Annotated in this window: 27 protein-coding genes; 23 read left to right on the forward strand and 4 right to left on the reverse strand. The window is 67.8% G+C overall.

What is annotated here, in order from left to right; genetic code table 11:
* Nucleotides 1-31 precede the first annotated feature (31 nt).
* Nucleotides 32-460, forward strand: a complete 429-nt coding sequence (locus ACZK2G_RS09525; protein ID WP_046984720.1) for a BLUF domain-containing protein — start codon at nt 32-34, stop codon at nt 458-460.
* Nucleotides 461-474: 14 nt separating this feature from the next.
* Here the strand turns inward: ACZK2G_RS09525 and ACZK2G_RS09530 are convergent, their stop codons facing one another.
* Nucleotides 475-795, reverse strand: coding sequence for an ArsR/SmtB family transcription factor (locus tag ACZK2G_RS09530; RefSeq protein WP_046984721.1), 321 nt, complete (start codon nt 793-795; stop codon nt 475-477).
* 86 nt (nt 796-881) lie between these two features.
* On the opposite strand from ACZK2G_RS09530, the gene ACZK2G_RS09535 reads away from it, so the two are divergent.
* The 3 genes from ACZK2G_RS09535 (at nt 882) to ACZK2G_RS09545 (ending at nt 2,849) form a co-directional block, all read left to right on the forward strand.
* Nucleotides 882-1,319 (forward strand): YeeE/YedE family protein, encoded by a 438-nt coding sequence (locus tag ACZK2G_RS09535; RefSeq protein WP_046984722.1) that lies wholly within the window; start codon nt 882-884, stop codon nt 1,317-1,319.
* On the forward strand, nt 1,316-1,729 hold the full coding sequence (locus tag ACZK2G_RS09540; protein ID WP_046984723.1) for a DUF6691 family protein: 414 nt from the start codon (nt 1,316-1,318) through the stop codon (nt 1,727-1,729). Before ACZK2G_RS09535 ends, ACZK2G_RS09540 begins: the two co-directional genes overlap by 4 nt.
* A 67-nt stretch (nt 1,730-1,796) precedes the next feature.
* A complete protein-coding gene (locus tag ACZK2G_RS09545) occupies nt 1,797-2,849 on the forward strand; it encodes a linear amide C-N hydrolase (protein WP_337303008.1) in 1,053 nt (350 codons plus the stop codon).
* Here the strand turns inward: ACZK2G_RS09545 and ACZK2G_RS09550 are convergent.
* A complete protein-coding gene (locus ACZK2G_RS09550) occupies nt 2,846-3,625 on the reverse strand; it encodes a DUF6491 family protein (protein WP_136638737.1) in 780 nt (259 codons plus the stop codon). The two genes, ACZK2G_RS09545 and ACZK2G_RS09550, sit on opposite strands and share 4 nt — an antisense overlap.
* Before the next feature lie 82 nt (nt 3,626-3,707).
* Between ACZK2G_RS09550 and ACZK2G_RS09555 the strand changes: the two genes are divergently transcribed.
* Nucleotides 3,708-4,406 (forward strand): helix-turn-helix domain-containing protein, encoded by a 699-nt coding sequence (locus tag ACZK2G_RS09555; protein WP_295378757.1) that lies wholly within the window; start codon nt 3,708-3,710, stop codon nt 4,404-4,406.
* Between the two features lie 157 nt (nt 4,407-4,563).
* A complete protein-coding gene (locus tag ACZK2G_RS09560; protein WP_295378754.1) occupies nt 4,564-5,514 on the forward strand; it encodes a DMT family transporter in 951 nt (316 codons plus the stop codon).
* A 33-nt stretch (nt 5,515-5,547) separates the two neighbouring features.
* Here the strand turns inward: ACZK2G_RS09560 and ACZK2G_RS09565 are convergent, their stop codons facing one another.
* Entirely contained in the window at nt 5,548-5,844 is a 297-nt protein-coding gene (locus tag ACZK2G_RS09565; RefSeq protein WP_295378749.1) for a hypothetical protein, read from the reverse strand.
* 27 nt (nt 5,845-5,871) lie between these two features.
* Between ACZK2G_RS09565 and thrA the strand changes: the two genes are divergently transcribed.
* From thrA to thrC, 3 genes are read left to right on the forward strand one after another with little or no spacing between them, the layout of a single operon-like run.
* Nucleotides 5,872-8,376 carry a bifunctional aspartate kinase/homoserine dehydrogenase I gene (gene thrA / locus ACZK2G_RS09570; RefSeq protein WP_426353619.1) on the forward strand — a complete coding sequence of 835 codons (2,505 nt, stop codon included), beginning with the start codon at nt 5,872-5,874 and terminating at the stop codon, nt 8,374-8,376.
* Nucleotides 8,373-9,287 (forward strand): homoserine kinase, encoded by a 915-nt coding sequence (locus ACZK2G_RS09575; protein ID WP_046984729.1) that lies wholly within the window; start codon nt 8,373-8,375, stop codon nt 9,285-9,287. Before thrA ends, ACZK2G_RS09575 begins: the two co-directional genes overlap by 4 nt.
* 29 nt (nt 9,288-9,316) lie before the next feature.
* On the forward strand, nt 9,317-10,603 hold the full coding sequence (gene thrC, locus ACZK2G_RS09580) for a threonine synthase (protein WP_478475364.1): 1,287 nt from the start codon (nt 9,317-9,319) through the stop codon (nt 10,601-10,603).
* 88 nt (nt 10,604-10,691) lie between these two features.
* Here thrC and ACZK2G_RS09585 read toward each other — a convergent pair whose 3' ends face one another.
* A complete protein-coding gene (locus tag ACZK2G_RS09585) occupies nt 10,692-11,444 on the reverse strand; it encodes a Crp/Fnr family transcriptional regulator (protein WP_136638742.1) in 753 nt (250 codons plus the stop codon).
* A 126-nt stretch (nt 11,445-11,570) separates the two neighbouring features.
* Between ACZK2G_RS09585 and hisS the strand changes: the two genes are divergently transcribed.
* From hisS to ACZK2G_RS09655, 14 genes are all read left to right on the forward strand, one after another.
* Complete coding sequence (hisS, locus tag ACZK2G_RS09590; protein WP_136639899.1) at nt 11,571-12,968, forward strand: histidine--tRNA ligase; 1,398 nt, start codon at nt 11,571-11,573, stop codon at nt 12,966-12,968.
* 26 nt (nt 12,969-12,994) lie between these two features.
* Nucleotides 12,995-13,261, forward strand: coding sequence for a hypothetical protein (locus ACZK2G_RS09595; protein ID WP_478475365.1), 267 nt, complete (start codon nt 12,995-12,997; stop codon nt 13,259-13,261).
* A gap of 490 nt (nt 13,262-13,751) precedes the next feature.
* Nucleotides 13,752-14,060, forward strand: coding sequence for a YerC/YecD family TrpR-related protein (locus ACZK2G_RS09600; protein ID WP_313249509.1), 309 nt, complete (start codon nt 13,752-13,754; stop codon nt 14,058-14,060).
* Nucleotides 14,061-14,094: 34 nt separating this feature from the next.
* The gene (hisG, locus tag ACZK2G_RS09605; RefSeq protein WP_430766587.1) at nt 14,095-15,006 is read left to right on the forward strand and encodes an ATP phosphoribosyltransferase; all 912 of its coding nucleotides are present in this window, start codon (nt 14,095-14,097) and stop codon (nt 15,004-15,006) included.
* Nucleotides 15,003-16,298: a histidinol dehydrogenase gene (gene hisD, locus ACZK2G_RS09610; RefSeq protein WP_478475367.1), complete on the forward strand. Its 1,296-nt coding sequence runs from the start codon at nt 15,003-15,005 to the stop codon at nt 16,296-16,298. Before hisG ends, hisD begins: the two co-directional genes overlap by 4 nt.
* A complete protein-coding gene (gene hisC / locus ACZK2G_RS09615; RefSeq protein WP_478475368.1) occupies nt 16,295-17,389 on the forward strand; it encodes a histidinol-phosphate transaminase in 1,095 nt (364 codons plus the stop codon). The genes hisD and hisC overlap by 4 nt, the downstream gene beginning before the upstream one ends.
* Nucleotides 17,386-18,459 carry a bifunctional histidinol-phosphatase/imidazoleglycerol-phosphate dehydratase HisB gene (gene hisB / locus ACZK2G_RS09620; RefSeq protein ID WP_478475370.1) on the forward strand — a complete coding sequence of 358 codons (1,074 nt, stop codon included), beginning with the start codon at nt 17,386-17,388 and terminating at the stop codon, nt 18,457-18,459. The genes hisC and hisB overlap by 4 nt, the downstream gene beginning before the upstream one ends.
* On the forward strand, nt 18,456-19,058 hold the full coding sequence (hisH, locus tag ACZK2G_RS09625) for an imidazole glycerol phosphate synthase subunit HisH (RefSeq protein WP_478475372.1): 603 nt from the start codon (nt 18,456-18,458) through the stop codon (nt 19,056-19,058). The genes hisB and hisH overlap by 4 nt, the downstream gene beginning before the upstream one ends.
* Nucleotides 19,055-19,789: a 1-(5-phosphoribosyl)-5-[(5-phosphoribosylamino)methylideneamino]imidazole-4-carboxamide isomerase gene (hisA, locus tag ACZK2G_RS09630; RefSeq protein ID WP_046985960.1), complete on the forward strand. Its 735-nt coding sequence runs from the start codon at nt 19,055-19,057 to the stop codon at nt 19,787-19,789. The genes hisH and hisA overlap by 4 nt, the downstream gene beginning before the upstream one ends.
* Complete coding sequence (hisF, locus tag ACZK2G_RS09635; RefSeq protein WP_046985961.1) at nt 19,783-20,559, forward strand: imidazole glycerol phosphate synthase subunit HisF; 777 nt, start codon at nt 19,783-19,785, stop codon at nt 20,557-20,559. The genes hisA and hisF overlap by 7 nt, the downstream gene beginning before the upstream one ends.
* Entirely contained in the window at nt 20,549-21,169 is a 621-nt protein-coding gene (gene hisIE, locus ACZK2G_RS09640; RefSeq protein ID WP_046985962.1) for a bifunctional phosphoribosyl-AMP cyclohydrolase/phosphoribosyl-ATP diphosphatase HisIE, read from the forward strand. Before hisF ends, hisIE begins: the two co-directional genes overlap by 11 nt.
* A gap of 156 nt (nt 21,170-21,325) precedes the next feature.
* Nucleotides 21,326-22,915, forward strand: a complete 1,590-nt coding sequence (locus tag ACZK2G_RS09645) for a calcineurin-like phosphoesterase C-terminal domain-containing protein (RefSeq protein ID WP_478475375.1) — start codon at nt 21,326-21,328, stop codon at nt 22,913-22,915.
* 36 nt (nt 22,916-22,951) lie between these two features.
* Complete coding sequence (locus tag ACZK2G_RS09650; RefSeq protein WP_005409434.1) at nt 22,952-23,236, forward strand: hypothetical protein; 285 nt, start codon at nt 22,952-22,954, stop codon at nt 23,234-23,236.
* 84 nt (nt 23,237-23,320) lie between these two features.
* Complete coding sequence (locus tag ACZK2G_RS09655) at nt 23,321-24,343, forward strand: glucokinase (RefSeq protein WP_478475377.1); 1,023 nt, start codon at nt 23,321-23,323, stop codon at nt 24,341-24,343.
* Nucleotides 24,344-24,382 lie beyond the last annotated feature (39 nt).

Genomic DNA, 24,382 nt, shown 5'->3' on the forward strand with positions numbered 1-24,382 from the left:
CCGTGGCGACTCACGTTGCCAAGGAAGCTCCATGCCATTGCGTGCCATCGCCTACGTCAGCAAGGTGCTGCCGGATCTTTCCGCCGAACGCCTGCATGTATTGGTCGAGGACGCGGCACGCTTCAACAAGCTGGCCGGGGTGACCGGCGTGCTGCTGCATGACGGCGACCGTTTCCTGCAGTACATCGAGGGCCCACCGGACGGCATCGATTCGGTGTATGAGCGCATCCTGCAGGCTGGCAGCCATATCGACATCGTCGAGCTGGCACGCGGCCGGCTGGGCCAGCGCCAGTTCCCGTACTGGTCGATGCGCGCGCTGCCGGTGGATGCTGCGCTGCTGCGCCAGCTGTCTTCCAGTGACTGGTCGGGCTTCACCCGCGCACTGCAGGGCGACCGTTCCGCGCCGACGCCGGTGGATCTGCTCGACAGGGTGGTGCAGCCGGTCCTGCACGTCGGCTGAGCCCGCATCCCCGCTCAGTGCGGGTCGCCACCACAGTAGGCGGCATGCAACGCTTTCAGCACACCCAGCGCCGGGCCATCGACCACGCGGTAGTGGATGGCCTGCGCCTGGCGTCGGGTCGCAACGATATCCAGTTCGCGCAGCACCGCCAGGTGCTGTGACAGCGCCGATGCACTGAGCCCGGTCAGCGCCTGCAGCTCCGGCACCGGCGCTTCGCCTTCCACCAGCCGGCACAACACGCGCAACCGCGCAGGATGGGCCAGGCGCTTGAGCAGAGCGGCGGCCTGCGTGGCGTGCTCGGCCATTGCTGCGCTGTCGAGCTCGATGTGGGCCATGGTTGACCTTTTTGTTTAGAAGAAGCTAATTTAGAAAAATCTAAATAAAAAGGCAAGCCGATGAACGGAATCGACAGGGGCAGGGCGTGAACCTGCCATGGAGTGCAGTGGCTGGCGGGGCGCTGATCGGCGCCGCCGCGGTGCTGTTGCTCGCCACCCTCGGGCGTGTGGCCGGCATCAGCGGAATCGCTGCGGGCAGCCTGCGCGCAGCAAAAGGGGAGCGCGGCTGGCGTTGGGCGTTCTTGCTCGGACTGCTCACTGCGGCGGGGTTAGTGTTGCTGTGGCAATCGGTGCCGGAGGCATCGCCGCAGGTACTGCTGCGTGATGCGTTGCCGGCCTGGCAGCTGGTCGGCGCCGGCCTGCTGGTGGGCTTTGGTACCCGGTTGGGTAGCGGCTGCACCAGTGGCCACGGCGTCTGTGGCATGGCCCGCGGCTCGAAGCGTTCGCTGCTGGCAGTGCTGGTGTTCATGGCCTGCGCAATGCTGACCACCTTCCTGATCCGGCACGGCGGAGGTCTGGCATGAGTCGCGCATTATGGGCCGCCGCTGTGGCCGGTGCGCTGTTTGGCGCTGGGCTGGCGCTTTCCGGGATGACCGACGCGCGTCGTGTGCTCGGCTTCCTCGATGTGGCCGGTGATTTTGATCCCACGTTGATGTGGGTGCTGGCCTCGGCGATGCTGGTCAGTGCGGTCGGGCAGCGCTGGGTGCTGCGACGCACGCGCCCCTGGTGTGCGGCCCGCTTTCAGCTGCCCACCGTACGTGATATCGATGCGCGTCTGCTGCTGGGCGCCGCACTGTTCGGCATAGGCTGGGGCTGGGCAGGCTATTGCCCCGGTCCGGCCATTGCCGGCCTGGCGGTGGCATCTCGCGAAGCGCTGTGGTTCGTACCCGCGATGCTGCTGGGCTTCTGGCTGCACGACCGCTTCTTACGCTGAGGTTTCACCGCTGTGTCACGATGGATCGGGTCAGATCCACGGACCACGGGGAAAGGAGCGTACTGATATGGCACGGATGAAGTGGAAGGGTAGGGCGATGCTGGCCGTGGCGCTGGCCGCCGCGATCACACCGGCACTGGCTTGTACGCGCGCGGTGTACCTGGGTGACAACGGTGATGTGATCACCGCACGTTCGATGGACTGGAAGGTCGACGTAGCGACCAATCTCTACGTCCTGCCGCGCGGCATTGCGCGCACCGGCCAGGCGGGTCCGAAGTCGCTGGCGTGGACCGCGCGCTACGGCAGCGTGGTGGCCACCGGCTACGACGTGTCGACCACCGATGGCATGAACGAGAAGGGCCTGGTCGCCAACCTGCTGTGGCTGGTGGAGTCGGAGTACCCGCAGCAGCGCGGCAACAAGCCGGGACTGGCCATCTCGCTGTGGGCGCAGTACGTGCTCGACAATTTCGCAACGGTGGAAGAGGCGGTGGCGGCGCTGAAGCGCGAGCCGTACTCGATCGTCACCGACAAGGTTCCCGGCGAAGACCGCCAGGCGACGCTGCACCTGTCACTGTCCGATGCCACCGGCGACAGCGCCATTGTCGAATACATCGGCGGCCGCCAGGTGATCCATCACGACCGCCGCTACCAGGTGATGACCAACTCGCCGATCTTCGAGCAGCAGCTGGCACTCAACAGCTACTGGCAGCAGATCGGTGGCACGGTGATGCTGCCGGGTACCAACCGCTCATCCGACCGCTTCGCGCGGGCTTCGTTCTACATCAATGCCATTCCCAAGGCCGAGGATCCGGTGGAGGCCCTGGCCAGTGTGTTCAGCGTGATCCGCAACGCGTCGGTGCCGTACGGCATCACCACGCCGGGCGAGCCGAACATCTCGTCCACACGCTGGCGCACCGTGGCCGACCACAAGCGGCGGTTGTACTTCTTCGAATCGGCGTTGACCCCGAATACCTTCTGGGTCGATCTGAACAAGGTCGATTTCGGTGGCCAGGTGCTCAAGCTCGAGCTCGGCAAGGACCAGCGCAACACGTTCGCCGGCGACGCACTGGGCCACTTCGTGCCCAGCGCGCCGTTCACCTTCCTCGGCGTCGAAAGTTAGTTCGACGCCTGGCTGGATGCCGGGTAGACGGCCTGGATCGTACAGCTGCCGCGGGTGTACTGCGGCAGCGGCGCCAGCGCATCGTTGCGCAGGTCGCCATTCTCGAAATCGGCGGTGAGGATGCGATCGCCGGCATTGCCACAGATCAGCCCGTTCTGCATGCCGGAGCGGAAGCTGAGCTGCGGCGCGCGGTCGAGCTGACGGCAGTGGCCGCCGAGTTCGACGCGGTAGTAGCGGTGACCACCATTGCGACGCGGGTTGGTCTCCACCAGCATGCCCTGCGGGTCGGATGACCAGGCACGGACGTTGCGGGTGGCGAAGCAGTAGGACGGTGAGCCGCCGAAGCTGCGGCGGATTTCCTTGCGCTCGCGGATGGTCACGGCGGGCAGGGTGGCCGTGCGCAGGCGATCGCTGTCACGGGCGACGCTGGCGTAGTCGCGATCCTGTACCGGGGTAACCGCGCTGACGGCGCAGCTGCGGCCGTCGACCACGACGCGTTCGCTGGGACGACCACAGGCCCAGCCGGCCGGTGCTTCCAGTTTCAGCGTGGTGGCACCGCGGACACCGGGGCAGTCTTCGTTGAAATCGATGCGATAGGCCTGGCCGGAGGCGGCGCGCAATGCAATCGAGCGCGGTGATGCCTGCTCCACTTCCTGCACGCCGACCGCATCCATGCAGTGCGGAGCGGGCGGGGTGCGTTCCTGTGCCGATGCCGAGCTGGCGACTGCCAGGCCGAGACTTGCGGCCAGCACCACAAACACGTGTTGATGGGTCATGACCTGCACTCCCTGCGTTTGATGACGGCCCGACTATTAGCAGCGGTTTGCACGGCCGTTGCTACACGCGCACACTGTCAGGATGGGCGCCATCTTCCATCTGCGGCACTACGGACAGGCCACCGGCCTGGACCGTCATGACTATGCGCAATGGGTGCTGCCACTGCAGGGTGAACTGCAGTTCGAGATGGAAGGCCGCGGCGGTCGCCTGGACCTGCTGCAGGGCGCTTTCGTGGCTGCTGGTGAAGCACATGACCAGATGGCCGATGGCCCCAATGGTTTCGTGATTGTCGATTGCCCCCCGGGCGTGCTCGATGACGGTACGCAGGAGCACCTGTGCCGGCAGCGCTGGCTGCACCTGCCGCTGGCGCTGCGACACCGCCTGGCGGGTGTGCAGGGCGGCCAGCCGATGCCGGCCCTGCTTCCGCAGCTGCTGCAGGTGTTCGCACCCGCTGGTAGCGGTGCGCGGATGCAGGGGCTGTGCGCGGCGGTGCAGGCCGACCCGGGACTATCGTGGCCGGTGGCACGCATGTCGGCATTCGTGGGCGTCAGCGAGAGCCGTCTGCATGCCTTGTTCCGGCGAGAATTCGGGCTCAGCCCGCAGGCCTGGCTCAGTACGTGCCGGCTGCGCTGGGCCAAGCACCAGCTGCGTACGAGCGCCGCGCCGATCAGCGATATCGCGCTGGCCGCAGGCTATTCCGAGCAGAGCGCACTGACCCGCGCGCTGCGGCGTGAGTGTGGGCAGACCCCGGCCGCCTGGCGCAGGGCCGCCGGATTGTAGAGTCGAGCCGTGCTCGACTGCCGTTCGCGAGGGGTCGTGCAAAAGTAGTCGAGCACGGCTCGGCTCTACAACGGCGGCAGGGCAGTAGCCTCGGTCAAGAGCTCCCCGCTGGCCTCCGCTTACACTGCGCAGCCTGTTCTCCCCCCAAGAACCCGAAATGCGCAACAACCCGATGGCCCTGGGCATCGCCAATGGCGTTGCCGCAGGCGCGCTGTGGGGCGTGGTCTTCCTCGCGCCCGCTGTGCTGCAGTCGTTCAATGCCCTGCAGCTCTCTGCCGGCCGCTACCTGGTCTACGGTCTGATCGCTGTGGTACTGCTGCTGCCGCGCTGGAAGCGATTGGCCCCGCGGCTTGGTCGTGCCGAGTGGATCGGTCTGCTGTGGCTGAGCCTGGCTGGCAACCTGGTGTACTTCCTGCTGCTGGCCACGGCCGTGCAGTGGGCCGGAGGTGCGGCGGCGTCTTTGATCGTCGGCCTGATTCCGGTGGTTGTGACGCTGGTTGGTGTGCGCGAGCAGGGCGCGGTGCCGTTGAAGCAGCTGTTGCCGGCACTGGGCCTGTGCGTGCTCGGCGTGGCGCTGGTTGGCTGGGAAGCACTGATGTCCGAGCATCTGGCAACGCCCTGGCGGCAGCGCCTGATCGGCCTGCTGTGCGCGTTTGGTGCGCTGTTCTCGTGGGCGCTGTACTCGATCGGCAACAGCCGCTGGCTGGCACGCCGTTCCGATCTGTCCAGCCACGACTGGTCACTGCTGACCGGCGTCACCACCGGCGGGCTGGCCCTGCTGCTGGTGCCGATGGCGTTCATCGGCCACGCCGGCAGCCACACGTCAGCGCAATGGAGTGGTTTCTGGGCGATCAGTGCCGGCGTGGCGGTGGTGGCCTCGATCCTCGGCAATGCGTTCTGGAACCGCGCCAGCCGCCTGCTGCCGTTGACCCTGACCGGGCAGATGATCGTGTTCGAAACCCTGTTCGCGCTGCTCTACGCATTCGCCTGGCAGCAGCGCTGGCCCTCGCTGCTCGAAGCCCTGGCGATCGTGTTCCTGGTGGCGGGCGTGATGCTGTGCGCACACGCCCACCGCACGCCACGGGCGATCGCCGAACATGCCGGCTGAATACCGTCGTCAAGCGCGCTGATGCCGGTTTTGTCACAGATGCAACCAAATGGCGACACGATGACCGATGATCGCCGCAGCGATTTTTTGCATCGCAGCACTTGACAGCACCCCGGCGGCCGGTGTTTTCTGTGCGTCATGGTCCTTGATGCCGCCCACGCCAGCCTGATCGCCCCCGCCACCGCGGGCCGTTCGACTGCGCCGGTCGCCACCACCACCATTACCACCACCACCGTCACCACTGCCCTGGTGCGGCCCGTCGTCTTCGTGTAACTCCCGAAAACCACGGCCCCGCACCATACAGGTGGCGGGGAAACTCGACACCTGCATGCGACGGGGCCTCCTACCGAGGTCTGCATGTCTTCCCACGCCCCCGCCCAACCCGTTGCACCGGCCGATCTGGCTGCGCCGTCCACCGTCGTGCACAAGTTCGGTGGCACCTCGGTGGCCGACGCCGAGCGCTACCGCCATGTCGCCGGCCTGCTGCTGGCCCGCCCCGAATCGCTGCAGGTCACCGTTGTCTCGGCAATGAAGGGCGTCACCGACGCGCTGATCGAACTGGCCCAGATGGCAGCAAAGGGTGACGAAGGCTGGCGCGAGGCCTGGCATGCACTGCGCGCCCGCCACCGCGGCGCGGCGGTGGCCCTGCTCGGCGAGCAGGTGGGCGAGACCGTGGAATGGATTGACGTGCGTTTCGATCAGCTGGCCGAAGTGCTGGCGGCACTGGCGGTGATCGGCGAACTGCCGCGCGAGGTGCTCGATCGCGTGCAGGGTCTGGGCGAAGTGTTCTCCGCGCAGCTGCTCGGTACCCACCTGCGCGCGCTGGGTGAGGACTGCGCCGTGCTCGATGCACGCGACGTGCTGGTGGTCGCGCACGGCGAGTTGGGTGTGGACGTGGACTGGGAAGCCAGCGCCGACCGCCTGGCCAGGTGGCGCCTGCAGCATCCGCAGTCGCGCCTGGTCGCCACCGGTTTCGTTGCCCGCGACCGCCACGATCGCATCACCACGCTCGGTCGCAATGGCAGCGACTACTCCGGCGCGATCTTCGCGGCACTGTTCAACGCCGACCAACTGCACATCTGGACCGACGTCGACGGCGTGCTGTCGGCGGACCCGAGGCTGGTCCCGGAAGCGGTGCAGCTGGAATCACTGAGCTACGACGAAGCCTGCGAGCTTGCCTATTTCGGCGCCAAGGTGGTGCATCCGCAGACGATGTCGCCGGCGATCCGCCTTGGCCTGCCGATCTTCATCCGCAACACCTTCCACCCGGCGCATCCGGGTACGCGCATCAGTGCCGAGCGCTCGCCGCGCGGGCCGGTGAAAGGCCTGACCCTGAGTCCCGGACTGGCCCTGCTCAACTTGGAGGGTACTGGGCTGATCGGCGTACCCGGCACCGCTGAACGCGTGTTCGCGGCATTGCGCCAGGCGCAGGTTTCGGTGGTGATGATCTCGCAGGGGTCGTCGGAGCATTCGATCTGCTGCGTGGTGCGTGCGGCCGAGGCCGCGCGTGGCCGCGAGGCGCTGCTGCAGGCATTTGCGCATGAACTGTCGGTAGGCCACGTGCAGCGCGTGCAGGTCGGCGACGGTGTCAGCGTGCTGGCGGCGGTCGGCGACGGCATGGCGGGCCAGCCCGGCGTCGCCGCGCGCCTGTTCGAGGCCCTCGGCCGGGCGCAGGTGAACATCCTGGCGATCGCGCAGGGCTCGTCGGAACGCAACATCTCGGTGGCGGTGGACAGTGCCGATGCCACCCGTGCGCTGCGCGCTGCACATGCCGGCTTCTGGCTGTCGCCGCAGACGTTTGCGGTAGGTGTGATCGGGCCGGGCAATGTCGGCGCCGCACTGCTGGACCAGTTGCTGGCGGCGCGCCCACAGCTGCTGGCCAAGGCCAATGTCGACCTGCGCCTGCGCGCGCTGGCCTCGCGTTCGCGCATGCGGCTGGAGGCTGATGGCCTGCATGCCGATTGGCGGCAGGCGCTGCAGCAGGCGGGTGAGGCCAGTGACCTGGACCGTTTCACCGAGCACCTGCTGGCCGCGCACCTGCCCCACGCGGTGGTGATCGATTGCAGTGGCAGTGCCGAGGTGGCCGAGCGCTACGAGGGGTGGCTGGCCGCCGGCATCCACGTGGTCACTCCGAACAAACAGGCCGGTGCCGGTCCGTTGGCGCGCTATCAGCGCATCCGCGCTGCTGCCGCTGCCAGCGGCGCGCGTTTCCGCTATGAAGCCACGGTGGGTGCTGGGCTGCCGGTGATCACCACGCTGCGCGACCTGGTCGATACCGGCGACGAGGTGCTGGCCATCGAAGGCATCTTCTCCGGCACGCTGGCCTGGCTGTTCAACCGTTACGACGGCAGCCAGCCATTCTCGGCACTGGTCGCGCAGGCGCGCTCGATGGGTTACACCGAGCCGGATCCGCGTGACGATCTGTCCGGCATCGATGTCGCGCGCAAGCTGGTGATCCTGGCCCGCGAAGCCGGTCATCCACTCAGCCTGGAACAAGTCCAGGTGGAAAGCCTGGTGCCAGCGTTGCTGCGCGAGGGTGGCGTGGACGATTTCATGGCGCGCCTGGGCGAGAGCGATGCCAGCCTGTTGCAGCGCCTGCAGGACGCACGGCAGCGCGGTGCGGTGTTGCGCTACGTGGCGCGGCTGGGTGCCGACGGTGCCTCGGTCGGACTGCAGGAACTACCCATCGAGCATGCGTTCGCCAATCTGCGGCTGACCGACAACGTGGTCCAGTTCCGTACCCGCCGTTACTGCGACAACCCGCTGGTGGTGCAGGGACCAGGCGCCGGCCCGGAAGTCACGGCCGCAGGCGTGTTCGCCGACCTGCTGCGGGTGGCCGCCGGCGAAGGAGCGCGGCTGTGATCGCACGTGCGTTCGCACCGGCCTCGGTGGCCAACGTGGCGGTGGGCTTCGATATTCTCGGCCATGCCATTGCCGGTGTCGGCGATACCGTGAGCGTGCGTCGCATCGATGAACCGGTGGTGCGGATCGAGGCAATCCGTGGCAGTGCGGTCGAGCTGCCGCTGGACGCTGCTGGCAATACCGCAGGGGCCGCACTCATGTCGTTGCGTGAAGGGCTGGGTCTGGACTTCGGCTTCGCGGTCGAGATCGACAAGGGCATTCCGTTCGGCTCCGGCATGGGCGGTTCGGCGGCGTCGAGCGTTGCAGCACTGGTCGCTGCCAATGCACTGCTGGGCGCACCGCTGCCGCGCGAGGCGTTGTACCCGTTTGCGCTGGATGGCGAGGCGGTGGCCAGTGGCGGCCGCCACGGTGACAACGTCGGCCCGCTGCTGCTGGGCGGCTTGGCGTTGTGCACCGCTGATCGCCTGCTGCCGATTCCGGTTCCGGCCAGCTGGCACAGCCTGTTGGTGCATCCGCATGCGGTGCTGGAAACGCGCCGTGCACGCCAGGCGCTGCAGGGCAGCTACGCGCTGGGTGAATTCGTCGCACAGAGTGCCAATCTTGCGCTGGTCCTGAGTGGCTGCCATCGCAGCGATGCCTCGCTGGTGCGCGCTGGCCTGCGCGACGTGCTGGTGGAGCCGCGCCGCGCCGGACTGATTATCGGTTTCGAAGCAGCACGCGACGCGGCGCTGTCGGCCCATGCGATGGGCGCGGGCATCTCAGGTGCAGGACCCAGCGTGTTCGCCTGGTTCGAGGATGCCGACCAGGCCCATGCCGCAGCGGCACCGGTGCGCGCAGCATTTGCAGCGGCCGGCTTTGACAGCGATGCCTGGGTGTCGCCGCTGGACGCGCCGGGAGCGCGGCTGTGCTGAATCCTTCCCCTCTACTGGAAACCTTGCCCATGCATTTCGTTTCGACCCGTGGCCAGTCGCCTGCTGTCGGCCTCAGTGCGGCAATCGCCGCAGGATTGGCGCCCGATGGCGGGCTGTATGTGCCCGAGGTTCTGCCTGCACCTCGTGAATTGCAGGCCGGTGCAACCCTGGCCGATACCGCCGCCGATCTGCTGGCACCGTTCTTTGCCGGCGATGCGCTGGAAGGCGCGCTGCCGTCGATCTGCCGCGAGGCCTTCGACTTCCCGGTCCCGCTGCGCTCTCTCGGCGATGGTGACCACGTGCTGGAACTGTTCCATGGGCCGACCGCGGCGTTCAAGGACATCGGCGCGCGCTTCCTGGCCGGTACGCTGTCGCGGCTGCAGGCGGACAAGGAGCGCGATCTGACGATTGTCGTCGCCACCTCCGGCGATACCGGTGCCGCCGTTGCCGCGGCCTTCCATCGCCAGCCCGGCGTGCGTGTGGTGGTGCTGTATCCCGACGGCCGCGTGTCGCCGCGACAGGCGCATCAGCTCGGTTGCTTCGGTGACAACATCCGGGCGCTGCGCGTGGCCGGTTCGTTCGATGACTGCCAGACCATGGTCAAGCAGGCGCTGGCCGACCGCGAGCTGCAGGCACAGGTGCCGTTGAGTTCGGCCAACAGCATCAGCCTGGGCCGCCTGCTGCCGCAGATGAGCTACTACGCGCATGCGGCGTTGAGCCATCATGCCGCACATCGACGCCGGCTCAACCTGGTGGTGCCCACCGGCAACCTCGGCAACGCAATGGCGGCAGTGCTGGCGCGCGCGCTGGGTGTGCCGATCGGGCAGATTGTGCTGGCCACCAATGCCAATGCCGTACTGCCGGCCTACTTCAATGGCGACGACTATCAGCCGCAGGCCAGTGTTGCCACCGTTGCCAACGCGATGGACGTGGGGGCGCCCAGCAACTTCGAGCGCCTGCGCTGGCTCTACCACGGCGATGACGCGGAACTGCGTGCAGCGTTCCGTGCGTTCGCGGTGGATGACGTGACCATCCGCGCCACGATTGCGGCTGAGCATGCCAGCCGTGGCGAGCTGTTCTGCCCACATACGGCCACCGCAGTGAAGGTGCTGCAGGATCTGCGCAGTGGCGGTGCCAAGGGGGACTGGGCGGTGGTGGCCACCGCGCATCCGGCCAAGTTCGAAGCCGTGGTCGAGCCGCTCATCGGCGAAGCAGTAGCGGTGCCGCCGGCGCTGGAGGCATTGCTGCAGCGACCGGCGCATGCCGACCCGTTGGCCGCCGACTATGCGGCGTTGCGCGAGGTGTTGCTGCGCTGATCGGAGATGGACGCGGTTGCCGGCCAGCGGCCGGCACTACCGGGTGGATGCAACACGCTGGCCGGCAACCCCATGAACCGCGATGCGGTCAGATCAACCCTTCACCGGCCAGCGTGCGCAGCCCATCCTCGTCGAGGATCTCCACCACGTTCAGGTGGGGCAGGGCGATCATCTCCTGCTGGCGCAGCTTGGTGAAGGTGCGGCTGACTGTTTCCATGGTCAGGCCCAGATGGTCGGCGATGTCGCCGCGGCCCATCGGCAGCGACACGCGCAGGCCATCGCCACCCAGCTTGGCCTCGCGTGCGGCCAGGCGCAGCAGGAAATCGGCCAGCTTCTCGGCCGGCTGCAGCCGCGCCAGTGCCAACGCGGCGTCCTGCGCGGCGTCCAGCTCCTGGCAGGCGCGTTGCAGCAGCTTGCGTTCCAGGTGCGGGAAGCGGCTGCGCAGCGCCTTCATCTGCGGCAGCGCGACGCGGCACACGCGGCTGTCGGCGATGGCTTCGATATCGTAGCGGTGGTGGTCGCTGCCGCTCAGGCCCAGGTAATCGCCGGGCAGCACGAAACCGTTGATCTGGCGGCGGCCATCGGCCAGGGTGCGTACCAGGCGCAGCGCGCCGCCGGTCAATGTATAGACATGGTCGCGCTCTTCGCCGGTGCGGGCCAGGGTACTGCCCATGCTGACCTGCTGGGAAACGGTGACCTGTTCCAGTGCCTGCACTTCATCGGGCGACAGCGCCGAGCACACCGCAAGGTGGCGAACCGAGCAGTGCAGGCAGTCCTGCGTGACGCAGGACGGCGAGGCGGAGTCATTGGTGGCGGGCGGAGCGCCGGAAGGCCGTGACATGTTGCGGGGGCGTATCGCGGGCGGGGAGGGCCTTATGATACTTCAAGCGGCCGTTCGACCCTGCCCGAGGCGGGGGCGCTAGAATGTCGCCCCCTCCCACGTCCCGTTCCAGCAGGAGTTCCGCCCGTGATCAAGCCCCGTACCCCGCCCGGCACCCTTGAACTGCTGCCGCGCGAGCAGATCGCATTCCAGCGCATGCTGGACGTGATCCGCCGCAATTACGAGCGCTTCGGGTTCCTGCCGGTGGAGACGCCGGTGTTCGAGCTGTCCGATGTGCTGCTGACCAAGTCCGGCGGCGAGACCGAGCGCCAGGTGTATTTCGTGCAGTCCACCGGCGCGCTGGCCAATGCCGCCGAATCGGGCGACCGTTCACTGCCGGAAATGGCGCTGCGCTTCGACCTGACCGTGCCGCTGGCGCGCTACGTGGCCGAGCACGAGCATGAACTGACCTTCCCGTTCCGCCGCTACCAGATGCAGCGCGTCTACCGCGGCGAGCGTGCGCAGCGCGGCCGTTTCCGCGAGTTCTACCAGTGCGACATCGACGTGATCGGCAAGGACAGCCTGAGCGTTCGCTATGACGCCGAAGTGCTGGCGGTCATCCACGCAGTGTTCTCGGAACTGCGCATCGGCGACTTCAGCATCCAGTTGAACAACCGCAAGCTGCTGCGCGGCTTCTTCGAAAGCCTGGGCGTGGCCGAGGGTGAACGCCAGCTGGCAGTGCTGCGCGAAGTGGACAAGCTGGACAAGCGTGGCCCCGACTACGTGCGCGAGACGCTGGTGGGCGAGGGCTTTGCCATTCCGGCCGAACAGGTCGAGAAGATCCTGGCCTTCGTCGCCGTGCGTTCGCAGGGTCATGCCGATGCGCTGGCACAGCTGGCAGCGCTGGAAGACGGCGCGGGTTCCTCGGAGATCCTGCGTGCCGGCGTGGCCGAGCTGCGCGAAGTACTGCAGCTGGTGCAGGCACTGGGCGTGCCGGAAAGCGCCTACTGCCTGAACTTCTCCATTGCACGTGGCCTGGATTACTACACCGGCACGGTGTACGAGACCACGCTGACCGACCACCCGCAGATCGGTTCGATCTGCTCGGGCGGTCGTTATGAAGACCTGGCCAGCCACTACAGCAAGTCCAAGCTGCCGGGCGTGGGCATTTCCATCGGCCTGTCGCGCCTGTTCTGGCAGCTGCGCGAGGCTGGCCTGATCGAGGGCATCGAGGCCAGCAGCGTGCAGGCGCTGGTGGCGCTGATGGACGAGCAGGGCATGCCGCAGTCGCTGGACATCGCCCGCCGCCTGCGCGCCGGTGGCATCAACACTGAAGTACAGATGGAGCCGAAGAAGATCGGCAAGCAGTTCCAGTACGCGGCCAAGGCCGGTATCCGCTTCGTGGTGCTGGCGGGTGAGGATGAGCTGGCGCGCGGCGTGGTGGCGGTGAAGGACCTGCTGCGCGAGCAGCAGTTCGAAGTGTCGCGCGACGAACTGGCCAGCACCCTTCTGGTGGAGCTGGAGCAGTCCAGGGCGATGGTGTGATGCGTGCCGCCGCAGGAGTGCTGAGCGTGCTCCTGCTGGCGGGCTGCCAGAGCGATCGGTCGTTGCACAGCACGCGGATCGGGCCGGCGCAGTACCGGCTGGTGGTTGATCGCTGCCATGCGATCGACCGCGCACAGCTGGAGGACGAGCTGCAGGCCCTGGCCTCACGGACGTGCCGGGCGGGAGCGGGGGCGTTGGAGAACATCCAGTCCCTGCCGAGCCGACAGGGCAGCCTGTTCGGCGAATGCCTGCGGCGCGGCGCGCTGCAGGCGGAGGTGCGTTGCTTGCCCTGAGTCGGGTCAGGTTGTTGATTTGAAAGCATAACGCCCGCCCTTTGGTGGGCGTTTTGCGTTTCTGGACAACAGCAGTCGAGCATGGCTCGACTCTACAAAATCCGGTTCCGATCAGTTTCCTGACGAGATCCAGCAGGCCGCAGCCAACTGTCGAAGGTGGGGAGGGTCCGGTGGCAGGGTGTGAGCCGCATGGGCCTGAGGCATGCCTCGGGCGGGTTGGGCAGGACGCCCAACCCGGGTCTTGCCGTGTGCGCAGGACTGCGCACACGAGCAAGCCGCGACCAAGCCCCCATGGACGGGTTTACGGCGTCCCCTGCCACCGGACCCTCCCCGCCAACGCTCAGGAAACCAGCTTTTGCTTTTGCTCTGGCTCTTAGCGGGTGCAGGGCAGCAGCCCTGCCGTACCCCAACCCAATCCACGATTTGACGCACTGCGCAAGAATGCGTTAATGTAATAACACGCTATTACATTGATGCAAGAGCCCCGCCCGTGAAAGCCCGCCCCGACATCTCCGCCAAAGACCCGCAAGCCGATCTGGACGCCCTGGCCCAGGCCTTTGCCGCGCTGCGCGAGCCGGAGCAGGTGGTCGCCTTCCTGCGTGACCTGTGCACCCCGGCCGAGCTGGAAGCCATGGCCGACCGCTGGAAGGTGGTGCCGCTGCTGCAGCAGGGCGTGCCCTACCGCGAGATCCACGAGCGCACCGGCGTCAGCGTGACCACCACCGGACGGGTGGCACGCACGCTCGAGCATGGCCATCGAGGCTATGCCGCCGCTGTCGACCGCCTTGCTTCGCGCTGATCCGCGCCCCGTTCCAGACTTCGAGACCTCCCCCATGAGTGCAACCCAGGCAGCGCCGGCGCGAGACCGGCTGCGTATCGCCATCCAGAAGAGTGGCCGGCTGGCCGAGCCCGCCCGCAACCTGCTCAGTGCCTGTGGCCTGAGCTGGCGAGAGAGCCGCGACAAGCTGTTCTGCTACGGCGAATCGCTGCCGGTGGACCTGCTGCTGGTGCGCGACGACGACATTCCCGGCCTGATCGCCGATGGCGTCTGCGACCTCGGCATCGTCGGCCGCAATGAGCTGGACGAACAGGCCGCCGCGCGTCGTCAGATCGGCCTGGCCGATACCTATCAGGCATTGCGCGGGCTGGGCTTCGGCCAGTGCCGGCTGATGCTGGCGGTGCCGGAAGACTGGCAGTGGCAGGGCCCGGCCCAGCTGGCCGGCACCCGCATCGCCACCAGCTACCCGGCCATCCTCAAGCAGTGGCTGGTGGAGCAGGGCGTGGACGCGCAGGTAGTCGAACTGTCTGGCTCGGTCGAGATCGCACCGCGTCTGGGCACCGCCGACCTGATCTGCGACCTGGTCTCCAGCGGTGCCACGCTGCGCGCCAACCAGCTCACCCCGGTGCACAACCTGCTCGACAGCGAAGCCGTGCTGGCCGGTGCAGTACGCGTTCCCGATGATGCGCGCGGCGCCCTGCGCAGCATGCTGCTGCGCCGCCTGGACGGTGTGGTGCAGCGGCAGGACCGCAAGCTGCTGATGTTCCGCGCCAGCGAGGACCGCGTCGATGCGTTGTCGCAGCTGCTGGCCGATGCCGAACCGCTGGTGCGGTTGCCGGCTGATGGCGGTGCACTGCGCCTGCAGACCATGTGCCCCGGTCCGTTGAGCTGGCAGCGCATGGAGGAACTCGAGCGCGCCGGTGCGCAGGGCCTGATGGTACTGAGCGTGGAGCGATCGCTGGCATGAACCGTCTGATCTGGTCCCGACTTGATGAGGCCGCGCGCAGCGCGGCACTGACCCGCCCGGTGCAGACCGTGGCGCAGCAGACCCGTGATGCGGTGGCCGCGCTGATCGCGCAGGTACGCACGCAGGGTGACGACGCGCTGCGCGCGATCACCGCGCGCTTCGATGGTGTCGAGCTGGGCTCGTTCGAAGTTTCCGAAGCCGAATTCGCCGCTGCCGACGCAGCGGTGCCGGCCGAATTGCGGCGGGCGATGGTGGACGCCGCCGAGCGCATCACGCGCTTCCACGCAGCCGGCATGGGCAAAGGCTACGCGGTGGAAACCGCGCCCGGCGTGGTCTGCGAGCGCATGCTGCGGCCGATCGGCCGGGTTGGCCTGTACGTACCGGCTGGCAGCGCGCCGCTGCCGTCCACCGCGTTGATGCTGGGCGTACCAGCGCAGCTGGCCGGCTGCCCGCAGGTGGTGCTGTGCACGCCGCCGCGCGCCGACGGTACGGCCGATCCTGCGGTGCTGGTGGCCGCGCGCCTGACCGGTGTGCAACGCGTGTTCAAGCTGGGTGGTGCGCAGGCGATCGCGGCGATGGCCTATGGCACCGAAAGCATCCCGGCCAGCGACAAGCTGTTCGGGCCGGGCAACAGTTTCGTCACCGAGGCCAAGCAGCAGGTGGCACAGGACGGTGCCGCCGCCATCGATATGCCGGCCGGTCCCTCGGAAGTGCTGGTGATCGCCGATGCCGGTGCCAACCCTGCATTCGTCGCCGCCGACCTGCTGTCGCAGGCCGAGCACGGCCCGGATTCACAGGTGCTGCTGCTGACCGATGACGCGGCGATGCTGGCCGCCGTCGAGGCCGAAGTTGAGCGCCAGGTGGCCCTGCTGCCGCGGCAGGACATCGCCCGCCAGGCGCTGTCGGCATCGCAGTTGATCCAGGTGGACTCGCTGGCCGATGCGTTTGCGATCAGCAACCGCTACGCCCCCGAACACCTGATCCTGGCCCTGCGCGAACCGCGCGCGTGGCTGGACCAGGTGCAGGCGGCCGGTTCGGTGTTCCTCGGCGACTACACGCCGGAAGCACTGGGTGACTACTGCAGCGGCACCAACCACGTGCTGCCCACCGCCGGTGCCGCGCGCGCCTACAGTGGCGTCAGCGTGGCCAGCTTCCAGAACCTGATCAGCGTACAGAGCGCGACCGCCGCTGGCCTGGCCGCGATCGGTGGCTGCGCGCGCATCATCGCCAGCGCCGAAGGCCTGGATGCGCACGAACGTGCGGTGGCACTGCGCATGGAGGTGGCCGCATGAGCGCGGACATCGACGGCGTGCTGGCCCTGGTACGGCCGGACCTGCAGGCCTTTGCCGGCTACAGTTCGGCGCGCAGCAGCGCGGTGCAGGGCGAGGTGTGGCTGAACGCGAACGAATCGGCGTGGGCCAATCCGGCAGACGCCACCGGGGGCAGCCGCCGCTACCCGGAGCCGCAGCCGGCTGCGCTGCGTGATGCGCTGGCGTCGCTGTACGGCGTGCAGGCGCAACAGCTGCTGGTAGGCCGTGGCAGCGACGAGGCGATCGATCTGCTGGTCCGCGCCCTGTGCGTGCCCGGCCGCGATGGCGTGCTGGTGACGCCACCGGTATTCGGCATGTACGCAGTCTGTGCACGCTTGCAGGGTGCGCCGTTGATCGAGGTGCCGCTGATTGACGATGGTGAGGGCCTGCGCACGGACCTGGATGCGGTGATTGCCGCTGCGAAGGGGCAGGGCGCCAAGCTCGTTTTCCTGTGCGCGCCGTCCAATCCTGCCGGCAGTGATATCCCGCTGCCCGAGATCGAACGGGTGGCTCGTGCCCTGCGTGGGCAGGCGCTGGTGGTGGTGGACGAGGCCTATGTCGAGTACGCACAGCGCGCTTCGGCGACCACGTTGCTTGCCACGCACGCCAACCTGGCGGTGCTGCGCACGTTGTCCAAGGCGCACGCACTGGCCGCCGCGCGTATCGGCACCTTGATCGCCGCGCCGGAACTGATTGCCGTGCTGCGCCGCTGCCAGGCGCCGTACCCGGTGCCGACGCCGTGCTCCGAGCTGGCCGTGCAGGCGCTGCAGCCGGCCGCGCTTGCGCGCACCGCTGAGCGGGTAGCCACGGTCATCACCGAGCGCGAGCGCCTGTACCGCGCCCTGCAGGGCCTGCCCGGCATTGGCCGGGTATACGCTTCGGCCGGCAATTACCTGCTGGTCCGCTTCGCCGATGCACAGGCCGCGTTCGATACGCTGTTGGAAGCCGGCGTGGTGGTGCGCGACCAGCGCGCTGCACCGCAGCTGGACGATGCACTGCGCATCAGTATCGGCAGCCCCGAAGAGAATGACCGCGTGCTTGCGGCCCTGTCGGCGCGGAGGGCCGCAGCATGACCCCGATCCTGTTCATCGACCGCGACGGCACCCTCATCGAGGAGCCGTCCGATTTCCAGATCGACGCCTACGAGAAGCTGCGCTTCGTGCCACAGGTCATTCCAGCGCTGCTGAAGCTGCGCGATGCCGGCTACCAGTTCGTGATCGTCACCAATCAGGACGGGCTGGGCAGCGACAGCTACCCGCGCGCCAGTTTCGATGGCCCGAATGACCTGATGCTGCAGATCTTCGAAAGCCAGGGCATCACCTTCCGTGACGTGCTGATCGACTGCAGCTGGCCGCAGGACAATGCGCCCACCCGCAAGCCGGGCATCGGCCTGATGACTGCCTACCTGCAGGACCGCAGCATCGACTGGGCGCGTTCGGGCATGGTCGGCGACCGCATCACCGACCTGCAGTTCGCCGACAACCTCAACATCCGCGGTTTCCAGCTGCGCACCGAGCAGTTCGGTGGCGAGTGGGACTGGCCGGGCATCGCCCACGTGCTGGCCGACGCGCCGCGCACCGCCGTGGTCCAGCGCAACACGAAAGAGACGAAGATCCGCGTCGAGCTCGACCTGGACCGTGCCGGCGATGCGCGCATCGACACCGGGCTGCCGTTCTTCGACCACATGCTGGAACAGATCGGCAAGCACGGTGGCTTCGCGCTGGACATCCAGGCCGAGGGTGACCTGCACATCGACGAGCACCACACCATCGAAGACACCGGTCTCGCATTGGGCCAGGCGCTGCGCGAGGCGCTGGGCGACAAGCGCGGCATCGGCCGCTACGGCTTCACCCTGCCGATGGACGAGACCCTGGCCAGCGCCGCGCTGGACTTCAGTGGCCGCCCCTATTTCGTGTTCGAGGGCGAGTTCAAGCGCGAGCGGGTGGGCGACATGCCGACCGAGCTGGTTCCGCACTTCTTCCGTTCGCTGTGCGACGCCAGCGGCTTGAACCTCAACCTGCAGGTGCGCGGCGACAACGACCACCACAAGGTCGAGGCCTGCTTCAAGGCGCTGGCGCGCGCGCTGCGTCCGGCGCTGGCCAGGCAGGGCAGAGCCTTGCCCACCACCAAGGGGGCGCTGTGAGCGACGTTGCGCTGATCGATGCCGGCGGGGCCAACCTGGGTTCGGTGCGCTACGCATTGGAGCGGCTCGGTGCGACGGTGAAGCTGGTTCGCGATGCCGAAGGCCTGGCCGGCGCGCAACGGGTGATCCTGCCCGGCGTCGGCGCCGCTGGTCCCGGCATGCAGCGCCTGCATGCGCAGGGTCTGGTGGAACCATTGCAGCGGCTGGAAGTGCCGTTGATGGGCATCTGCCTGGGCATGCAGCTTCTGTTCGAGCGCTCCGAAGAGGCCGGCGTAGAAGCGCTGGGACTGATTCCCGGCGTGGTGCGCAAGCTGGTGCCGGCCTGTGGCATTCGCGTACCGCACATGGGCTGGAACCGCCTGCTGCCGCTGCGCGAATCGCTGTTGCTGCAGGGCGTGCCGGAGCGCGCCAGCGCCTATTTCGTGCACAGCTATGCAGCACCGCTCAACGCCCACACGGTAGCCGCCTGCGATCACGGCGGCCTGTTCACCGCGGTGGTGGAGCAGGGGCGCTACTTCGGCGCACAGTTCCATCCCGAGCGCTCCGGCGATACCGGTTCGTTGATGCTGCGCAATTTCCTCGAGGGCACTGCTGCATGAGTTTCATCGTCTACCCCGCGCTGGATATCCGAGATGGCCGCGTGGTACGGCTGCGCCAGGGCGACTACATGCAGGAAACCTCCTATGGTGACGATCCGCTGCCGCGCGCACAGGCCTTTGCCGCGCAGGGCGCGCAGTGGATGCACCTGGTCGACCTGGACGCCGCACGCGCCGGTGGCTACACGCTGGCACCGCTGCTGTCGTCGATCCGCGCGCAGACCACGCTGCAGGTGCAGACCGGTGGTGGCGTGCGTGGCCGTGACGATGTGGCGCGCATCCTCGATGCCGGCGCTGGCCGCGTGGTGGTCGGCTCACTGGCGGTGCGTCGCCCCGATGAAGTGGTTGGCTGGCTGGAGGAGTTCGGCGCCGAGCGCATCACCATCGCGCTGGATGCCCGTCAGGACGCGCAGGGCCAATGGCAATTGCCGGTGCATGGCTGGACCGAGAACGCCGGAGTGACCCTGGATGCCCTGGCCCAGCGTTTTGCGCGCGCCGGCATGCGCCACCTGCTGTGTACCGACATCGCCCGCGACGGCATGCTGGCCGGCCCCAACATCAGCCTCTACCAGCACCTGTCGGCGCTGCTGCCGGGCGTGGCGGTGCAGGCCTCCGGTGGTATCCGTGACGTGGCCGATGTGGCCGAAGCCCGCGCCGCCGGTTGCGGCGGTGCGATTCTCGGCAAGGCGCTGCTGGAGCAGCGCATGGACCTGGCGGAGGCGCTGGCATGTTGAGCCGCCGCATCATTCCCTGCCTGGACGTGCGCGATGGCCGCGTGGTCAAGGGCGTACGCTTCCGCGACCACGTCGATATGGGCGACATCGCCGAACTGGCACAGCGCTACCGCGACCAGGGCGCCGACGAGCTGGTGTTCTATGACATCGGCGCCAGTCCCGAGGCACGTTCGGTGGATGTGGCCTGGATCGAGCGCATCGCGCGCCTGATCGACATTCCGTTCTGCGTGGCCGGTGGCATCGACAGCGTGGAAACTGCACGTCGCGTGCTGTTCGCCGGTGCCGACAAGGTGTCGATCAACTCGCCGGCGCTGGGCCGCCCGGAGCTGATCACCGAGCTGGCAGACGAGTTCGGCGTGCAGTGCGTGGTGGTGGGGGTCGATTCGGTACGCGAGGCCGATGGCCAGTGGCGGGTGCGTCGATTCAGCGGTGACCCTGACAAGACCCAGGCGGTGCCACTGCGCACACTGGACTGGATCGTCGAAGCACAACGGCGTGGCGCAGGCGAGATCGTGCTGAACTGCATGGACAGCGATGGTGTGCGCCGTGGCTACGATGTCGCGCAGCTGCAGCAGGCGCGGGCACTGTGCCAGGTGCCGCTGATCGCCTCCGGCGGTGCCGGTGCGATGGAGCACTTCGCCGAAGCCTTCGACCAGGCCGACGTCGACGGCGCGCTGGCGGCCAGTGTGTTCCACAGTGGCGCCATCGCCATTCCAGAATTGAAGCGCTACCTGCGCGGACAGCAGATCGAGGTGCGGGATGTCTATTGAAGTGAAACCATCACTGGATGCGCTGCAGGCGCTGGACTGGGGCAAGGGCGACGGCCTGCTGCCGGCGGTGGTGCAGGATGCCGACACCCTGCAGGCGCTGATGCTGGGCTATGTCAGCGCCGAATCGCTGGCGGCCACGCTGGCCATCGGCCACATGACCTTCTTCAGCCGCAGCAAGCAGCGGTTGTGGACCAAGGGCGAGCAGTCCGGCAACGTGCTGGTGGTGCAGTCGATCAGTGTCGACTGTGATGCCGATACGCTGCTGGTGATGGCGCGCCCGGCCGGGCCGACCTGCCACACCGGCGCCGAGAGTTGTTTCGACGGGGCACCGAAGGACTTCCTGGGTGGGCTGGGCCAGCTGGTGGCGATGCGCGAGGCGCAGCGGCCGCCAGGCAGCTACACCACCAGCCTGTTCGAGGGCGGCATCCGCCGCATCGCACAGAAGGTGGGCGAGGAGGGCGTGGAGACGGCTCTGGCGGCGGTGGCACAGGACGACGAGGCGCTGCTGGGCGAGGCCTCGGACCTGCTGTATCACCTGCTTGTGCTGCTGCGCGCGCGCGGCTTGTCGCTGGATGATGCGCGGGCAGTACTGGAAAAACGCCATCGTTGAGCTGCGGTAGTGCCGGCCGCTGGCCGGCAACCACCAGATGCCCGACGATCATGAGGTTGCCGGCCAGCGGCCGGCACTACCGGCAATGCGCCACCGCGTGCGCGATGTCATCAACGGAATCTACAATAGGCGGTCTTCTTTTTCCCCGGACCGCCCATGAAACTGCCTGCCACCTGGCTGTGCTGCCTGTTGCTGACCTCGCCGGCCTGGGCCGCGGACACCGTGGTCAGCGGCAAGGTCTATCTGGAGCGCGATGGCCGGCCGGGTCGCGGTGCGACCGATCCGGGCCTGGCCGGGGTGCAGGTTTCCAACGGCGAAGCCATCGTCAAGACTGCCGCCGATGGCAGCTACAGCCTGCCGGTGCGCGACGGCCAGACCGTGTTCGTGATCAAGCCCGATGCCTACGCTTTCCCGAAGGCCACCGACGGCCTGCCGTCGTTCTGGCGCCACTACCGCCCGAACGGTTCACCGGCACTGAAGTACGGTGGTATCGCCGCCACCAGCGATGTCACCCGCAACTGGGATTTCGCGCTGCAGTCGGACCGCCACGACAGCCGCCGTGGTTTCCAGATGCTGGTGTTCACCGATTCGCAGACCGCCAGCCTGAAGGACATCGGCTACTACCAGCAGTCGATCGTTGCACCGCTGGTCGGCCAGACCAGGGCGCGCATGGGCACCACCCTGGGTGACATCGTCAACGATGACCTGACTCTGTATCCGGCGATCAACAAGGTCACCACCGAACTTGGCGTGCCGTGGTTCCATGTGCCGGGCAACCACGACCTCGACTTCGATGCGGGCAGCGACGAACATTCGCTGGACAGCTGGCGCAACATCTATGGCCCGGACACCTACGCGGTGGAAGAGGGCGGCGCCAGCTTCGTGTTCCTGGACGACGTGGTCTACGACCCCAAGGCCAAGCCGAAGTACGTCGGCGGCCTGCGCGAAGACCAGTTCGCCTTCCTTGCCAGTTACCTGAAGGGCCTGCACAAGGACCGCCTGCTGGTGCTGGGCATGCACATCCCGTTGTTCGACGCCGCGCCGGGGCGCGAGACCTTCCGCCACCCCGACCGCCAGCGCCTGTTCGACCTGCTGAAGGATTTCCGCAACGTGCTGGTGCTCAGCGGCCACAGCCACACCCAGCAGCACGTCTACCACGGCAAGGCCGAGGGCTGGAACGGCGACAAGCCGCTGCACGAGTACAACGTCGGTGCCAACTGCGGTGCGTTCTGGTCGGGGGTGAAGGACGTCGCCGGCGTGCCGGACAGCACCATGAGCGATGGCACGCCGAAGGGTTATGCGCTGCTCGACGTGGCTGGCAATGGCAGCTACAAGCTGCAGTATCGCGTGGCCGGCCAACCGGCCAGCGAGCAGATCGGCCTGCATGCCCCCAAGGTGCTGCGCCAGGGCGCCTACCCGGCGTGGGGTGTCTACGCCAATGTCTACATGGGTGAGGATGCCAGCGTGGTCGAGTACCGCGTGGATGGCGGCGCCTGGCAGCCGATGAAGCAGGTCAGCCAGCCCGATCCGCGCCTGATGGTGGAGAACGTGGCCGACGATCTTGCAAACAACCTGCGTGGCTACGATCGCTCGCCGGAGGCCACCGCATCGCCGCACCTGTGGCGCGGCGCGTTGCCGACCGATCTGGCGGTGGGCAGCCACAAGGTTGAAGTGCGTTCGACCCAGCCCGATGGCGCGGTTTTCACCGCCACCACCAGCTACAGCCTGCAGACTGCCCAGCCCTGATCCAGGGCGCCGCTGCCCAACGCGAAAGGACCCCGCATGGATATCCGCTTCATGGCCGGCACCACGCCGGTGACGCTGAGCCGCCACTGGTTCACCGGTGCGATGCTGCTGCAGAGCGCTACCGAAAAGGTCTGGGTGCAGCATCCGCTGCACCCGGGCACCCACTTCTCGTTCTCGCTGGTACAGTCGTGGTTGCGCCACATCGCCGGCCACGAAGTGCTGGTCGAGCGCACCCGGCCACTGTTGTTTGCCGGCTTCCGCCCGCAGCGCCTGCGCGTGCTGGTGGACGGCGTGCAGGTGGCCGAACAGGAAGGCATGTAGGCCAACCTGAACCATCGGCGTGCTAGGCAAAGCCGCCCCGATGCCTGAGAATCGGGGCGATTCAATCGATCCAAGCAGGCCAGCGTGACCATCGCAGCAGCGTCTCCGGTTTCTACCGACTCCGCCCGCGGCGGCCTTCCGCGCAGTCTCGTTGTCGCCGATGTCGGCGGCACTTTCGCCCGTCTGGCCTTGGCTGCGACCCAACCCGGCCAGGCGCCGCTGCTGGGCAGCCATCGCACCTATGCCTGCGCCGAGCACCCCAGCCTGGCTGCGATCCTGGCCGATTTCACCGCTGGTCTCGGCCAGCCGGTGCAGACCGCAGTGGTGGCCATCGCCGGTCTGCTCGATGGCGATGTGCTGATCAATGCCAACCTGCCGTGGACGGTCTCGCTGTCGACCACGCGCGAACAGTCTGGCCTGCGCGAACTGCAGCTCATCAATGATTTCGAAGCGGTGGCGCTGGCGATCCCGTACCTGCAGCCGGAAACCCTGGTGCCTCTGAACGGCGACGCCGATCCGGCGCAGGCCTTCCCGACGCTGGTGCTGGGCGCGGGTACCGGCCTGGGCGCGGCACTGCGTTTTGCCGATGGCGAGCGCCCGGTGCTGGCCAGCGAGATCGGCCATGCCGCGCTCGGTGCCGGCAACACACTGGAGCTGCAGGTGCTGGGCAAGCTGCTGCAGCGCTGGCCGCACGTGGACAACGAACGCGTGCTGTCCGGCAGCGGCCTGATGAACCTGTATCCGTGCCTGTGCGAACTGCGCGGCGTCACCCCTGTGTGGACCAGTACCGAGGCGCTGATCGGTGCCGCGCGCAGCGGCGAGGATGCACTGGCGGTGGAAACGCTGCAGGTGTTCTGTGCCTGGCTGGGCAGCCTGGCGGGCGACGCGGCGATCGCCGTCGGCGCGCGCTCGGTGTACCTGGCCGGGGGCATTTCCGCGCATGTGCAGGATTTCCTGGCCGATGGCCGCTTCCGTGAGCGCTTCCTCAACAAGGGCGTGCTGACCGAGGTGCTGCGCCAGGTACCGGTTTGGCGGGTGGAGCACGGCCAGCTGGGTGTGCTCGGTGCAGCGGTCTGGCACGCCGCGCGGCAGCCCATGCACGACTGATCAGCAGGGCCGGCATCGGGCCGGCCGTGCATTGCAGAC

The organism is Stenotrophomonas sp. 107298_Sma, assembly GCF_056480345.1.

Bases quoted from the DNA above. Each gene is read 5' to 3' on its own strand.
- hisIE (WP_046985962.1), top strand. From the start codon at position 20,549: ATGTCTATTGAAGTGAAACCATCACTGGATGCGCTGCAGGCGCTGGAC.
- ACZK2G_RS09650 (WP_005409434.1), top strand. From the start codon at position 22,952: ATGGATATCCGCTTCATGGCCGGCACCACGCCGGTGACGCTGAGCCGC.
- ACZK2G_RS09530 (WP_046984721.1), bottom strand. From the start codon at position 795: ATGGCCCACATCGAGCTCGACAGCGCAGCAATGGCCGAGCACGCCACG.
- thrC (WP_478475364.1), top strand. From the start codon at position 9,317: ATGCATTTCGTTTCGACCCGTGGCCAGTCGCCTGCTGTCGGCCTCAGT.
- ACZK2G_RS09550 (WP_136638737.1), bottom strand. From the start codon at position 3,625: ATGACCCATCAACACGTGTTTGTGGTGCTGGCCGCAAGTCTCGGCCTG.
- thrA (WP_426353619.1), top strand. From the start codon at position 5,872: ATGTCTTCCCACGCCCCCGCCCAACCCGTTGCACCGGCCGATCTGGCT.
- ACZK2G_RS09565 (WP_295378749.1), bottom strand. From the start codon at position 5,844: ATGCAGGTGTCGAGTTTCCCCGCCACCTGTATGGTGCGGGGCCGTGGT.
- ACZK2G_RS09555 (WP_295378757.1), top strand. From the start codon at position 3,708: ATGGGCGCCATCTTCCATCTGCGGCACTACGGACAGGCCACCGGCCTG.
- ACZK2G_RS09525 (WP_046984720.1), top strand. From the start codon at position 32: ATGCCATTGCGTGCCATCGCCTACGTCAGCAAGGTGCTGCCGGATCTT.
- hisD (WP_478475367.1), top strand. From the start codon at position 15,003: ATGAACCGTCTGATCTGGTCCCGACTTGATGAGGCCGCGCGCAGCGCG.
- hisF (WP_046985961.1), top strand. From the start codon at position 19,783: ATGTTGAGCCGCCGCATCATTCCCTGCCTGGACGTGCGCGATGGCCGC.
- ACZK2G_RS09645 (WP_478475375.1), top strand. From the start codon at position 21,326: ATGAAACTGCCTGCCACCTGGCTGTGCTGCCTGTTGCTGACCTCGCCG.
- ACZK2G_RS09545 (WP_337303008.1), top strand. From the start codon at position 1,797: ATGGCACGGATGAAGTGGAAGGGTAGGGCGATGCTGGCCGTGGCGCTG.
- ACZK2G_RS09585 (WP_136638742.1), bottom strand. From the start codon at position 11,444: ATGTCACGGCCTTCCGGCGCTCCGCCCGCCACCAATGACTCCGCCTCG.
- hisG (WP_430766587.1), top strand. From the start codon at position 14,095: ATGAGTGCAACCCAGGCAGCGCCGGCGCGAGACCGGCTGCGTATCGCC.
- hisC (WP_478475368.1), top strand. From the start codon at position 16,295: ATGAGCGCGGACATCGACGGCGTGCTGGCCCTGGTACGGCCGGACCTG.
- ACZK2G_RS09540 (WP_046984723.1), top strand. From the start codon at position 1,316: ATGAGTCGCGCATTATGGGCCGCCGCTGTGGCCGGTGCGCTGTTTGGC.
- ACZK2G_RS09560 (WP_295378754.1), top strand. From the start codon at position 4,564: ATGCGCAACAACCCGATGGCCCTGGGCATCGCCAATGGCGTTGCCGCA.
- hisA (WP_046985960.1), top strand. From the start codon at position 19,055: ATGAGTTTCATCGTCTACCCCGCGCTGGATATCCGAGATGGCCGCGTG.
- hisB (WP_478475370.1), top strand. From the start codon at position 17,386: ATGACCCCGATCCTGTTCATCGACCGCGACGGCACCCTCATCGAGGAG.